Below are 13,995 nucleotides of genomic sequence, written 5' to 3' on the forward strand. Positions count from 1 at the left end.
ATGGAACAAACGACCTATTTCGAAGAGTATGAGCTCGGCCATGAGCGCATCACCTATGGCCGCACGATTACCGAAACCGACTTCGTGGTCCACGCAGGCCATACCGGAGACTTCTTTCCGCATCACATGGACGCGGAGTTCATGAAGACCCAGCCCTTCGGCCAGCGGATTGCCCACGGTACCATGGTGTTCGCCATCGGCGTTGGCCTGACCGCCAGCGTCATAAACCCGGTTGCCTTCTCCTATGGCTACGACCGGATGCGCTTCGTGAAGCCGGTTTTCATCGGAGACACCATCCGTTCGCGCGTGACCATCGTTGCCAAGGACGATGACCCGAAACGCCCGGCATTCGGCCGCGTGGTCGAGCGGACGGAAGTTCTCAATCAAAGCGACGAAGTGGTTCTCGTCGCCGATCACATCCACATCGTTGAACGAAAGAACAAGCCCGCCTAACGGGCAAAGGGAGCCGACATGACAGACTGGGTGAAGGACAAGACCGTTCTGGTGACAGCCGCGGGACAGGGGATCGGACGCGCGACAGCGCTCGCCTTTGCCGCCAGGGGTGCGAAGGTTGTGGCGACGGATATCAACGAAACCGCCCTATCGGAACTCGAAGGATCAGCGGGGATCGAAACCCGTCGCCTCGACGTTTTGAAGGATATGGACGTCCAGACCGTCGTTGCCGAGACCGGCCCGGTGGACGTCCTCTTCAACGGGGCGGGTTTCGTTCATGCAGGCTCGATCCTTGACATGAAAGACGAGGACTTCGACTTTGCGGTCGACCTCAATGTGCGCTCCATGATCCGCACCATTCGGGCCGTGCTGCCGGCAATGCTGGAACGGGGAGGCGGCGCCATCATCAACATGGCATCCGTCGCAAGTTCCATGAAAGGCGTGCCGAACCGCTTCGTCTACACCACCACGAAAGCGGCCGTGATCGGCCTGACCAAAGCGGTTGCCGCCGATTTTGTGGCGCAGAACATCCGTTGCAACGCGATCTGCCCTGGCACGGTGGAAAGCCCTTCGCTGCAGGACCGCCTGCGCGCCCAGGGCGACTATGAAGCCGCCCGGGCCGCCTTCATCGCGCGCCAGCCGATCGGCAGGATCGGTACGCCGGAAGAGATCGCTGATCTCGCAGTTCATCTTGCCAACGCGACCTATACCACCGGGCAGGCCTATGCCATCGACGGCGGCTGGACCATCTGACATTTCATTGAGGACGTGAACCCGTGACGACAATCACCGGTCTGAAGACGTACGATCTCCGCTTCCCGACGTCCGAAACCCTTGACGGTTCGGACGCCATGAACCCCGATCCGGACTGTTCCGCGGCCTATGTCGTTCTTCAAACCGACGAGGACGGCCTTGAAGGCCATGGCCTGACCTTCACCATTGGGCGCGGGAATGACATCTGTGTTGCCGCAATCGAGGCCATGCGCCACCTGGTGACCGGGCTTGATCTTGCCTGGATCTCCGAAAATCCCGGCCGCTTCTGGCGTCACGTGACCTCGGACAGCCAGTTGCGCTGGATCGGACCGGACAAGGGCGCCATGCATCTCGCCACCGGCGCCGTCGTCAATGCCGTCTGGGACCTCTTGGCCAAACAGGCCGGCAAACCGGTCTGGCGTCTTGTCGCGGACATGAGCCCGGAAGAGATCGTTTCCATCATTGATTTCCGCTACCTGACCGATGCGATCACGCCGGAAGAGGCACTTGCCATCCTGAAAGCGGCGGAACCGGGCAAGGCGGAACGGATCGCGCAGCTCGAAGCACAGGGCTATCCCTGTTACACCACCTCGGCAGGCTGGCTCGGCTATCCCGACGACAAGCTGCGCCGGCTGTGCCACGAAGCGGTCGAGGCAGGCTACACCCATGTGAAGCTGAAGGTCGGGCGCGATCTCGCCGATGACATCCGCCGGCTGAGGATCGCCCGGGAGGAGCTCGGGCCCGACCGGTTCCTCATGATCGATGCAAACCAGGTGTGGGACGTCGGACAGGCCATCGACTGGGTACAGCAACTCGCGTTCGCCAAACCCTACTTCATCGAAGAACCAACCAGCCCGGATGACATCGCCGGCCATCGCGCGATCCGCGAAGCGGTGGCGCCGGTGAAGGTGGCAACCGGTGAAATGTGCCAGAACCGGATCGTCTTCAAGCAGATGATCGCAGGCGGTGCCATCGACATCGTGCAAATCGACGCCTGCCGGATGGGCGGTCTCAACGAGGTTCTCAGCGTTCTGCTGATGGCAGCCAAATTCGGCACTCCCGTCTGGCCGCATGCCGGCGGCGTCGGTCTTTGCGAGTATGTGCAGCATCTGTCGATGATCGACTTCGTTGCGGTTTCCGGAACCAGGGAAGGACGCGTGATCGAATATGTCGATCATCTCCACGAACATTTCGTCGACCCCTGCACCATCCGCAATGCCGCCTATATGCCGCCGCAGATGCCGGGCTTTTCCGTGGAGATGAAACCGGCCTCCATCGAACATCACATCTTTCGAGACGGTGGCGCAGGCGCCGCCTGATGTCACAAGCCACACATCAAAACCAAGGATAACCCCATGAAACTTCTCCGCATTGGAGACGCCGGACGGGAAAAGCCCGCCATTCTGGACAGTGATAACCGGCCGCGGGATCTCTCCGCTCTCGTTTCCGACATTGCCGGCGACACGCTGACGCCGGACGGGCTGGCGAAAATCGCATCCGTCGATCCGGCCACCCTGCCGTTGCTCGAGGAAGGCCGTATCGGTCCCTGCGTGGGTCATGTCGGCAAGTTCATCTGCATCGGCCTCAACTATTCCGACCATGCCGCCGAAACCGGTGCGGAAGTGCCCAAGGAACCGGTGATCTTCCTGAAGGCGACAAGCGCGATCTGCGGCCCCAATGACGACGTGAAGATCCCGCGCGGATCGGTCAAGACCGACTGGGAAGTCGAACTTGGTGTCGTGATCGGCAAGGGTGGCAGCTACATCGAGGAAGCCGAAGCCCTTGACCACGTCGCGGGATATTGCGTCATCAACGATGTTTCCGAACGCGAATTCCAGATCGAACGCGGCGGCACCTGGGACAAGGGCAAGGGCTGCGACACCTTCGGCCCGACAGGGCCCTGGCTGGTGACCCGGGACGAGGTTTCCGATCCGCAGAACCTGAAGATGTGGCTGGAAGTAGACGGCAAGCGCTACCAGGACGGGTCGACGGAGACCATGGTCTTCGGTGTCGCCCACCTGGTCAGCTATGTCAGCCGGTTCATGAGCCTGCAGCCGGGCGACATCATTTCCACCGGCACGCCTCCGGGCGTCGGCATGGGACAGAAACCGCCAATTTATCTGAAGGGCGGAGAGGTGATCGAGCTGGGCATTGAAGGACTTGGCGTCCAGCGGCAAAACGTGGGCAAGGCTTAACGTAGCTTTTGCCGTGATGGCGACACTCTCCAACAAAGGGTGTCGCCTGACAGTCCAGACGCCCGCATCTGATAAGGAAATCATGATGCAAAACGATACCTACCGCCGGCACGTCATCCTGTCCGGATGTTCGGGTGGCGGAAAGTCAACGCTTTTGGCGGAACTGGAACGACGGGGTTTCGAGACCGTGCCGGAACCCGGCAGGAGGATCGTCGCCGAAGAGCAGCAAGCTGAGGGGAGGGCGCTTCCCTGGGTCAATCTCGAAGCCTTCGCCAGAAGAGCGATCGACATGTCATTCCGTGACAGGGAGCGATTGAACAGCTCTGAAGGATGGGTCTTCTTCGACCGAAGCCTGATCGACGCAGCAGTTGCCCTGGAATTCGCGACCGGCGTAGCCGTGTCAGACACCCTCGGCAAAACGAACCGATTTCATTTTCAGGTCTTTCTGACACCGCCCTGGCCGGAGATTTACGCCATAGACGCCGACCGGCAGCACGGTCTGGATGAAGCTATCGGAGAATACCAGCGATTGCTCGATGCCTACGGCCAACTTGGCTACGAGAAAATCATCTTGCCGAAGACGGATGTCGGGAAGCGAGCGGATTTCATCCTGGATTGTCTTTCCAGGCACCAGGAGACGCAGCACTAGATCGACATCGCCAATCGTACTGCGTACCTATTCTTCGCTCGGCTGCTCTCTCTTGCCGGCCAGGATCTCGCGCTTCCCGACGTGGTTGGGCGCACCGACAAGGCCTTCGTTTTCCATTTTCTCGACCAGGGTAGCCGCACGGTTGTACCCGATGCCGAGGCGGCGCTGGATATACGAGGTTGAGCAGCGCTTGTCGCGCAGGACGATCTTCACCGCCTTGTCGTAGAGGTCATCACCGTCTTCGGACGCGATCGCACCCTTGTCGAAGACAGCTTCCTCTTCTTCCAGCTCTTCCTCTTCTTCCGCGGTCACGGTTTCAAGGTACGCGGGCCGACCCTGGCTTTTCAGGTGGGCGACGACCTGTTCGACTTCCTCGTCCGAGACGAAGGCGCCATGGACACGGTTGATACGTCCGCCACCCGACATATGCAGCATGTCGCCCATGCCGAGCAGCTGTTCCGCACCCTGCTCGCCGAGGATCGTGCGGCTGTCGATCTTCGAGGTGACCTGGAAGGAAATCCGGGTCGGGAAGTTTGCCTTGATCGTGCCGGTGATCACGTCGACCGAAGGGCGCTGTGTCGCCATGATGAGATGAATGCCTGCGGCGCGGGCCATCTGCGCCAGACGCTGGATAGCGCCTTCGATCTCCTTGCCGGCGACCATCATCAGATCCGCCATCTCGTCAACGATGATGACGATGTACGGCATCGGAGCGAGGTCCATTTCCTGCTGCTCGTAGACCGGTTCCCCCGTATCGCGGTCGAACCCGGTTTGCACGGACACGATAACCGGTTCGCCCTTCTGACTTGCAGCGGCGGCACGCTGGTTGAAACCGTTGATGTTGCGCACGCCAAGCCGTGCCATCTTCCTGTAGCGATCCTCCATTTCGCGCACGGCCCATTTGAGAGCTGTCACGGCCTTTTTCGGATCGGTGACGACAGGCGTCAGCAGGTGCGGAATGTCGTCGTAGATGGACAGTTCCAGCATCTTCGGATCTACCATGATCAAGCGGCACTCTTCCGGCTTCAGACGGTAGAGCAGCGACAGGATCATCGTGTTGATGGCAACCGACTTGCCCGAGCCGGTCGTTCCGGCGACCAGCAGATGCGGCATCTTCGCAAGATCGGCAACAACCGGCTCCCCGCCAATCGTCTTGCCGAGGCTAAGCGCAAGCTTGCAGCTGGTCGCGCGGAAGTTGGTCGAATCGATCAATTCGCGGAAGTAGACGGTTTCACGCTCCGTATTCGGCAGCTCGATCCCGATGACGTTCCGGCCCGGAACGACCGCAACACGAGCGGAGATGGCCGACATGGAACGGGCAATGTCATCGGCGAGGTTGACGATGCGTGAGGACTTGATGCCCGGGGCCGGTTCGAACTCGTAAAGGGTGACCACAGGCCCGGGGCGCACGTGGATGATCTCGCCGCGCACCTTGAAGTCTTCCAGAACGCTTTCCAGAAGCCCCGCATTCCGTTCCAGTTGCTCCTGCGTCATCTGGAAGCCCGGACCATCCTGCGGCAGTTGCAGCAGATCGCCGGACGGAAACTCGTAGCTGCCGAACAGCGACTGTTGACCTGATCCCGCACCGATCGGCGGCAGAGCATGCGTGCTGGAGGACAAGGACCGGGGTGTGGGGCTTGGCATCGAAATCGACACTCGTGACCGACCGGTAGCGTCCTGATTGCCTTCCGGGTTTTGCTGTGCTGCCGGCCTTTGGCCGGCCGGCTGCGGAGACGGGTTTGCTGGCCTTGCGGCAATCGGTCTGGAAGAGGAAGGTGCAGGCGTGGGGGATGCAGAACCGTTGCATTCCACGACCTTGTACAGCGACACGATTCCCTCCGGTGGCCGCGCCACGTGTCCCGCGACAGGCACCTCCTCGTAAACCGTCCTCACGGCTCGTACCGGCTCCACGACCCTCTGCGCAGGCACTTCTGCAGCCGGCTGCGGAGTGATGGTGTCGTCGGACATGAATTCAAAGAAGGCGTGATCGGACAGGAAACCAAGGTGCGCCGTGGAAGAATGCGCGTCATTGGCAGGCGCCTGCACATTCACAGTTCCACTATCGGCGGGCTGACCAATCACCTGTGCAACTGGCATGGTTGCGGGCATAACAGGGGAGGGGTTTGGCGTGACCAGAGGTTGCTGCGCAACGGGCTCTACCTCGACCGGGGGTACAGTTTCACTGGCGCTGACTTCGCTCGCGTTTTCTACCGGTGCAGATCGCTGCTTTGAACCGCGGTCTGGCGTCCGGGTGAAGCGAACGTTGGGTGCAAGGTAGAAATAGCTCTGGCAGGATTCGTCCGAAGGGGTTTCCACCCCCTGGTTTCCATCTCCTGTCTGCTGCTGCGGATTGCCTGCAACATGTGGCAACCGGCGCGCCTCAGCCACCCGTTCACCATCTGTGGCGGCGGGTTGCCCGAGCGGGTTTTCGCCCTGCGCTTTCCGACTGGAATCATCGGTTGAAGCTGGCTGGCCGGCATCGTTCGAATTCGAAAGTGAGAAATTCTTCCGGGAAATACGCATGGACAAAGAAGACTAGTGTTTCGGGTTGAACGCCTTTGGGAGAGATGTAGGAAAATAAGGTTAACAGTCTCTATCCAATCCCTGTCATTCTCGACCTTTGAGCCACCTCCGATAGACCGTCAGACATTCAAAATTCGGCGAAAATGCGCTGAAAACAACACCTTGATGGCAGTTCAACGATGTCGCGTTTATGTGATGAGCCTTTTTGTCGGGCTCACCCTCCTAGCCGATGCAAAAACGGAAGCTGGCGGCGATGATCTTGCGGTCCATGTCGCTCAGATCGATCGCCCCGCGCACCTCGCCACCGGACGACATTCCAAGAAACAGGCTGAACTCGATCCGCTCGGTAACCGACAGCAGTTCAACAACCTTGTCGTTGATTTCGACCTCGACGCTGCTGTCACCGACAACCCGAAGGATATCCTTGGTGGCTGTCGCTGTGATGCCACGTCCTTTTGAGAACATGTTTATGCTTGTCGTCGGCAGGTTATCAGGGTTCAGAATACCACCATCGGTCGTGATCAGGACGTAGGGCTTGTTCTTGCGGCAATAGCTGGAAAACTGGCTCGCGAGATCATAAAGGCGCGTGGCGCTCTTGCGCTTGCTTGCTGCCACCAGACCCTGCTTGTAGGGCTCCAGAAAGAACGCCCCGAACCCTTCCGGCGTGACAAGGGCAAATTCCTCAAGCTGTGCCGCATCGGGAACGAACATGTCGTCCGGTTTCGCACCCGTGCCAAGAACGAAGATGCGAGCATCGATTCCCATTTCCAGAAGGTAACGTACAATCCGGCTGGACAATTCCTGCGCGGACATCAGTGCCTGGTCCACCTGACTGGACGGCACCTGGCCAGCCCTCTCTCCGGACAGGTAGAACTGGTGGAAGCCCAGACGGTTGCCGTCTGGAATACGTCTGACTTCACCCCCCAGGAACGCGTAGGAACAGGCGCTCATGCAGTAGCCGCCGTCTACTGTGTCCCCGAATGTGCCCTCGGACTTCCAGATGCCGATTTCCGTCTCCATTCCCCTGGCACGGATCAGCTCTCCCAGTTCCAGGCCGGCAATCAGACTGCCGCCGGGGCTGTGCAGCAGAACCTTGTTGCCGTCTGAATGCTCATTCTTCAGGTAGCTGGAAAAGAGCGCGGGCGTTTCCGCGGTAATCTGCCCTTCGGCTCGCACATAACAGGACGCCGCGTTGTTGCCCTTGCAGACGTTTTCGAACGTCATGCTTTCTGCCCGGGCTGCAACTGGCGACAATGCAAAAAAGGCAACAACCGCGAACGCCGCCACCCGCCAACCATGTGCGGCAAAAATCCGCCCCAAAGACTTTTTCATTTCTTTTCCCTGAACCGGTGAGACCTGAACGTCGGTCAAACGAGAAAACAACAAAGCCATTAAAGAGAGCCTGAAAAATCAGGACAAGAGAACGATCGCTCTCTTGTCCCAGTCTCATCAAGCCCGATGTCTTTGTTGCCTTCTGAACCGGCATCAGAGGAAAACGGAATTGCGTATTTCACCAACCCCTATTTGGGGAAGGCGGAAAGGTATTGGCAGCAGCCCGAGGCAGGTGTCATGGGCTGCTGCCGTTTGTCCGAAATCTTACTTCGGCATCATTCCGCCGATGGCATACATGCCGTCGTCGCCTTTCACCAGCATCAGGATCACGCTGTCGCCCGGGGTGAGATCATCCGACATCTCTGCGCCTTCCAGAAGGGGCAGATCCATCGTCATGGCCGGCCAGCCGATTTCCGGAATCGGATCGTGGCTGACGTTTGCAGTCCCGTCGCCGATGGAGTTGACGACGGCATTGGCGTGGACCGCCCCGTCCATCTGTTCGGCGGTCATGGGCATGTTGGAATGATCCATGCCGCTATGCGACGACTGGGCAAGGACAGCCGGGGTGGCCGCCATGGACAGGAACGCTGCGAGGATGAGGGTCTTCATTTCAGTTGCCTTTCTTGGGGTTTGTTTGTGAGTTGCAAAATCATTCGGCCGGCTGCACCGCACCTTTGATGTCCGGGGTGGCTGTGCTCAGCTCACGGTTGACCCGCGAGAGAGCAAGCCGCTTCCAGATCGTGAAAATGGCGGGAATGACGAAGAGGGTCAGAAGGGTGGCGGTTGCCATGCCACCAACCATGGGGGCTGCGATCCGCTGCATGATTTCCGAGCCCGTGCCGTCGCCGTACATGATCGGGATCAGCCCGGCAAAGATCGTCGCAACGGTCATCACCTTTGGCCGCACGCGCAAAAGCGCACCTTCGAAAACCACTTCCTCGACGTCGACAACCGTCAGGGAGCGGGCCTCGGCGGCCGCAAGCTTCTTGCGTTTTTCCCAGGCCAGGTTGAGGTAGAGCAGCATCACGATGGCTGTCTCGACCGCAACGCCGGCAAGGGCGATGAAGCCGACGATCACCGCGACCGACATGTCGAAATCCAGGTACCAGAGGAACCACACACCTCCGGCCAGTGCCACGGGAAGCGCGGCAAGGATGATGCCGACTTCAATGACCCGGTTGAACGCCATGAACAGCATGAGCGTGATGATCAGCAAGGTCGCCGGAGCCACCAGCTTCAGGCGTTCCTGCATGCGTTCGATGTACTCATACTGGCCCGACCAGGCGATCGAATAGCCGGGCGGCAATTGCACCTTCTCCGCTACCGTCCTGCGAGCTTCATCAACGTAGCCGCCCAGGTCTCGGCCGGTGATGTCGATGAAGACGAACCCGGTACGCCGGGCGTTTTCAGACCGGATCATGCCTGGTCCGTCGACAACGCTGACCTCTGCCAGGGCACCGAGCGGAATATGGGCACCGGACGGCGTGACCACCGGAAGTTCCCGCAAGCGCTCTGGACTGTTGCGCCAGTCCTGCGGATAGCGGAGGTTGATGGGAAAGCGCTCCAGACCTTCGACGGACTCCGATACCTGCATGCCGCCAATCGCGGTCTGCACGACGTCCTGGATGTCCCGCACGCTCATCATGAAGCGGGCAGCCGCCTCCCGGTCGACGTCGATCTCGATGAAGCGTCCCCCGACGGGCCGCTCGGCGTAGGCCGATGCCGTGCCGTCAATTCCTGCGACCGCGTTTTCGACTTCAATGCCGATCTTTTCGATGACGCCAAGATCGGCCCCGGTGATCTTGACCCCGACAGGGGTCTTGATGCCGGTTGCCAGCATGTCGATGCGGTTCTTGATCGGCTGGATCCACACGTTGGTGACGCCCGGTATCTGGACGGCCTGATCCAGCTCATCCCGGATCCGGTCCATCGTCATGCCCTCCCGCCACTCGGCGCGCGGCTTCAGCTGGATGGTCGTCTCGATCATCGTCAGCGGGGCAGGGTCTGTCGCCGTATCGGCACGGCCCAGCTTGCCGTGGACCGTCTTTACTTCCGGTACGGTGGCGATGAGACGGTCGGACTGCTGAAGAACCTCACGCGCCTTGCCGATGGAAACGCCGGGATAAAGCGTCGGCATGTAAAGGAAGTCACCTTCGTTGAGGGCTGGCATGAATTCCGTGCCGATCCTCTGAAGGGGCCACCACATGGAGGCGACCAGGACACCCGCCAGAATGGTCGTTGCCCAGGGCCAGGCAACGGCTGCATCCAGAAAGGGGCGGTAGAGCCAGATGACAATCCGGTTGAGCGGGTTCTTGTTCTCCGCAAGAATTCGCCCGCGGACAAAGTACCCCATCAGCACCGGAACCAGCGTGATGGAGAGTATGGCCGCGGCCGCCATGGCGTAGGTCTTGGTGAAGGCCAACGGCTTGAAGAGCCTGCCTTCCTGGCTTTCCAGAACGAACACCGGCAGGAAGCTGACGGTGATGATCGCCAGGGAGAAGAAGAGGGCAGGGCCCACTTCCGAGGCACATTCTCCCACGATCCGCCAGCGGTTCTCCGCGGTCAGTTTTTCATGTTCCAGCCGACGGTGCATCGCCTCGATCATGACGATCGCCGCATCCACCATCGCGCCGATAGCGATGGCGATGCCGCCAAGCGACATGATGTTCGCATTCACGCCCTGCAGCTTCATGATGATGAAGGCAGCCGCAATGCCGAGAGGCAGGGAAAACAGGATGACGAGCGACGAGCGCAAGTGCAGGAGGAACGCCGCGCAGACCAGAACGACAACGATGAATTCTTCGGTCAGCTTTGTCTGAAGATTGTCGATCGCACGTTCGATAACGCCGGAGCGGTCGTAGGTCGTGACGATCTCCACTCCTTCGGGCAGGCTGCTGCGCAGTTCGCCGATCCGTGCTTCGACTGCCTTGATGGCTGCCAGCGCGTTGCCGCCCCAGCGCAGGATCACAACCCCGCCGACGGCATCGCCTTCGCCGCCGAATTCACCGACACCACGGCGCATTTCCGGCCCGAGTCGAATGTCGGCAACGTCTCCGAGCGTCAGCGGTGCACCCCGGTCGTTGACCATCAACGGCGCCTTGGCAAGATCGGCAAGCTCATCGACGTAACCGGTCGAGCGCACCATGAATTCGGCTTCGCCCATCTCGATCACGCTGCCGCCGGTTTCCCGGTTCGCGGCTTGAATGGCGCCTCGGATCTGCGCCAACGTTATGTCGTAGGCTCTGAGTTTATTGGGGTCCACGACCACCTGGTATTGCTTCACCATGCCGCCGATCGTGGCGACTTCCGACACGCCGTCGACGGTCTGAAGTTCGTATTTCAGGAACCAGTCCTGAAGGGCACGCAGTTGGGCAAGGTCATGGTTGCCGGTGCGGTCTATCAGGGCGTACTGGTAAATCCAGCCGACACCCGTCGCATCGGGGCCAAGCTGTGGTGAAACATCTTCAGGCAGGTTTGCAGCGATCTGACCGAGGTATTCCAGAACACGGGTTCTGGCCCAGTAAAGATCGGTGCCGTCCTCGAAAACGATGTAGACGTAGCTATCGCCAAAGAAGGAAAAACCGCGCACATCACTGGCTCCTGGCACGGCAAGCATCGCCGTGGCGATGGGGAATGTGACCTGGTCCTCCACCACCTGAGGCGCCTGGCCGGCGTAGGGCGTGCGCACGATGACCTGAACGTCCGAAAGATCCGGGATTGCATCGACGGGCGTTTCGCGGATTGCCCAGATACCGGCGACGGCGATCATGGCGGCGATTGCCAGCATGATCACGCGGTTGGCGATGGAGGCACGAATGATTGCGGCAATCATCACAAACCCTCCTCACGCCGAACGCCGACCAATGTCATGGAGAAATCCGGATTGCGCTGGAGCAAGAGTGTTACCTCCTGATCCAGTGGCAAATCACCAAGGGCAACTGCCTGATCAACGGCAAAATCCATGGTCATGCCCGGCATGCCTATCTCTGCCATCGGTCCGTGAGTGATGTTGGCCGTGCCTGCATCCCGATCAAGGGCGTTGATGGTGCCGCGGACTTCCATCGGCGGGGTGACCGGCTCTACCTTTGCCAGGACCATTGTCATTCCGTCCGGCCTTGAAAAGGTGAGCGTGGTTTCCGTGCCGACTGGCAGGGCATCCAGATCCAGGGTCTCGTCCACCGCGAATGCCATGGTCATGCCAGGCATGCCGATTTCGGCAATGGGGCCATGGGTGATTGTAGCCTTCGCGTTTTCGGTATCGATCGAGTTGATCGTTCCCGACACCACGATGGGTGCGACTTCTGCTTGCGCGTCGTCGGCAACTTCCTCGGCCTGCTCTGCCGACGGATCCTCGGCAACGCCCGGCTGCCTTACTGCCACGATCGAGAAGAGACCGCCGTCGCCCTTGGCGAGGTCGAATTCGACCGGAACATTCACCGGAACCGACTGCGGATCGAAGCCCGAGACATCCAGGTCCATTTGCATGGCGGGCCAGCCGAGATCCGGGATCGGACCATGTTCCATCGTCAGTTTGCCGTCGCTTGTAACAGCAAGAACGGTTCCCGACCCCGTGGCTGCAATGCCGTCGTCTGACCCGAGCTCGATCAACCCCAGCAGGCCATCAGCGCCGCGCGCTGCCTTAAAGGAAACCTGCTGGCCTTCGCTCAACCGGTCGAGAGGGATGGACGCCGCAACAGGAAAACGTGTTGTCATCGCGGGCCAGTCGAGACTTTCCAGACTGTCGTGGCGGATGGTTGCAAGCCGGGCTTCGCGGTCGAGCGCGACCAGTTCACCGGTTCCGCGCGCAGGAACCTCGTTCGTCGGCGCCATGCGCATCAAGCCCGCATTGAGCGCGCTTTCGCTGTCGATCAGGAACTGGGCCGAAGCAACAACCTCTTCACCGGGCTCAAGCCCCTGAACAACCTCCGTGCGCCCGTTTTCTCCAAAATTGTCGCGCAATCCGGTGGTGATCAGCCTTGGCTTGAAAGTGCCTTCGCCGACCTTGATGACAACACGCTCCGCTGTTCCCGTCCGGATAACGGCTTCGGAAGGAATGGTGACGGCAGTGCGGGTCTCGTTTGGAAACAGCCTGACGTTGCCGAACATGTTCGGCCGCAACAGACCTTCGGCGTTGTCGAACAGGAGCCTGACAGGCAGGGTTCGCGTTTTTGGATCGAGTTCCGGGTAAATGTAATCGATCTGGCCTTCGAATGTCCGTCCCGGCAGATGTTCGAAGCGGGCGATCGCACGCATGTCTTCCGTCAAACGCGCGATGTCGCGCTCGAAGACATCCACAATCAGCCAAACCTTGTCGAGATCCGTGATGGACATGGCCTGAGCGCCGGGCTGCAGGAACATGCCGTCGGCGGCAGCAAGGGCAATAACGACCCCGTCGCGCGGCGCGACCACCTTGATCCTGCGGGCGACCTTGCCGTCTGCCTCGATCTCGGCAATCTGCTCCTCTGAAGCCCCATGGCTGCGCAGCTTGTTGCGGGCAGCCTCCAGGGACAGACCGTTGCCGTTCGAAAGCGAGCGCAGGAAATCGAAGCTGGCAATGCCGAATTCGGGCGAAAACAGCTCGAACAGCACTTCGCCCTTTTTCACCCGGTCGCCAACGGCGCGAATGTTCAGCGTCTCGATCCAGCCGTCCACCCGGGTGTGAACATGACTGGTCAGATGTTCGTCGTAACCAACGAAGCCGACCGTTTCGATTTGCCGGGAGATTTCACCAACACGGGCCAAAGCGGTACGTACACCGATGGCGTTGACCTCGGCCGCCGACAGGTTGACTTCAGCCGGATCAGCGGAAGGTTCCTGTCCGGCATAAACCGGTATCAGGTCCATTCCCATCGGCGACTTGCCGGGCCCGGGCTGGCGGAAGTTCGGGTCCATGGGGGCGACCCAATAGAGAATTTCTGGTCCCCCCGACGCATTGCCGTCGCCCGGGTTCAGATAAAGGCGCTCAAGAAACACCCCGCCTGCCACACCTGCGGCAAGGGCGATGATGCTGAGCGCGGTATAACGTCCACGCATAGTAACCTCTGAGTTGCCAGCGGCTGTTTGCCGAAGGCATGTCCATCACTTCTGGCT

At 60.1% G+C, this 13,995-nt stretch carries 10 protein-coding genes; 5 read left to right on the forward strand and 5 right to left on the reverse strand.

Going from position 1 to position 13,995, the window contains the following annotated elements:
* From HCG46_RS23815 to HCG46_RS23835, 5 genes are all read left to right on the forward strand, one after another.
* Entirely contained in the window at window positions 1-453 is a 453-nt protein-coding gene (locus HCG46_RS23815; RefSeq protein ID WP_168687618.1) for a MaoC/PaaZ C-terminal domain-containing protein, read from the forward strand.
* A gap of 18 nt (window positions 454-471) precedes the next feature.
* Window positions 472-1,206 (forward strand): SDR family oxidoreductase, encoded by a 735-nt coding sequence (locus tag HCG46_RS23820; protein WP_023001330.1) that lies wholly within the window; start codon window positions 472-474, stop codon window positions 1,204-1,206.
* 23 nt (window positions 1,207-1,229) lie between these two features.
* On the forward strand, window positions 1,230-2,525 hold the full coding sequence (locus HCG46_RS23825; protein WP_168687619.1) for an L-fuconate dehydratase: 1,296 nt from the start codon (window positions 1,230-1,232) through the stop codon (window positions 2,523-2,525).
* A gap of 36 nt (window positions 2,526-2,561) precedes the next feature.
* A complete protein-coding gene (locus HCG46_RS23830) occupies window positions 2,562-3,401 on the forward strand; it encodes a fumarylacetoacetate hydrolase family protein (protein WP_075284566.1) in 840 nt (279 codons plus the stop codon).
* Between the two features lie 82 nt (window positions 3,402-3,483).
* Window positions 3,484-4,050, forward strand: coding sequence for an AAA family ATPase (locus tag HCG46_RS23835; RefSeq protein ID WP_209009606.1), 567 nt, complete (start codon window positions 3,484-3,486; stop codon window positions 4,048-4,050).
* 27 nt (window positions 4,051-4,077) lie between these two features.
* Here the strand turns inward: HCG46_RS23835 and HCG46_RS23840 are convergent, their stop codons facing one another.
* The 5 genes from HCG46_RS23840 to HCG46_RS23860 form a co-directional block, all read right to left on the reverse strand.
* The gene (locus HCG46_RS23840; protein WP_353621837.1) at window positions 4,078-6,438 is read right to left on the reverse strand and encodes a DNA translocase FtsK; all 2,361 of its coding nucleotides are present in this window, start codon (window positions 6,436-6,438) and stop codon (window positions 4,078-4,080) included.
* Window positions 6,439-6,795: 357 nt separating this feature from the next.
* On the reverse strand, window positions 6,796-7,905 hold the full coding sequence (locus HCG46_RS23845) for a hypothetical protein (protein ID WP_168687622.1): 1,110 nt from the start codon (window positions 7,903-7,905) through the stop codon (window positions 6,796-6,798).
* A 264-nt stretch (window positions 7,906-8,169) separates the two neighbouring features.
* Window positions 8,170-8,514: a copper-binding protein gene (locus HCG46_RS23850; RefSeq protein ID WP_023001336.1), complete on the reverse strand. Its 345-nt coding sequence runs from the start codon at window positions 8,512-8,514 to the stop codon at window positions 8,170-8,172.
* A 40-nt stretch (window positions 8,515-8,554) separates the two neighbouring features.
* Entirely contained in the window at window positions 8,555-11,737 is a 3,183-nt protein-coding gene (locus HCG46_RS23855) for a CusA/CzcA family heavy metal efflux RND transporter (protein WP_168687623.1), read from the reverse strand.
* Window positions 11,737-13,938 carry an efflux RND transporter periplasmic adaptor subunit gene (locus tag HCG46_RS23860; protein ID WP_168687624.1) on the reverse strand — a complete coding sequence of 734 codons (2,202 nt, stop codon included), beginning with the start codon at window positions 13,936-13,938 and terminating at the stop codon, window positions 11,737-11,739. The genes HCG46_RS23855 and HCG46_RS23860 overlap by 1 nt, the downstream gene beginning before the upstream one ends.
* Window positions 13,939-13,995 lie beyond the last annotated feature (57 nt).

It is taken from the genome of Labrenzia sp. PO1, from assembly GCF_012273635.1.
GTDB lineage: Bacteria > Pseudomonadota > Alphaproteobacteria > Rhizobiales > Stappiaceae > Roseibium > Roseibium algicola.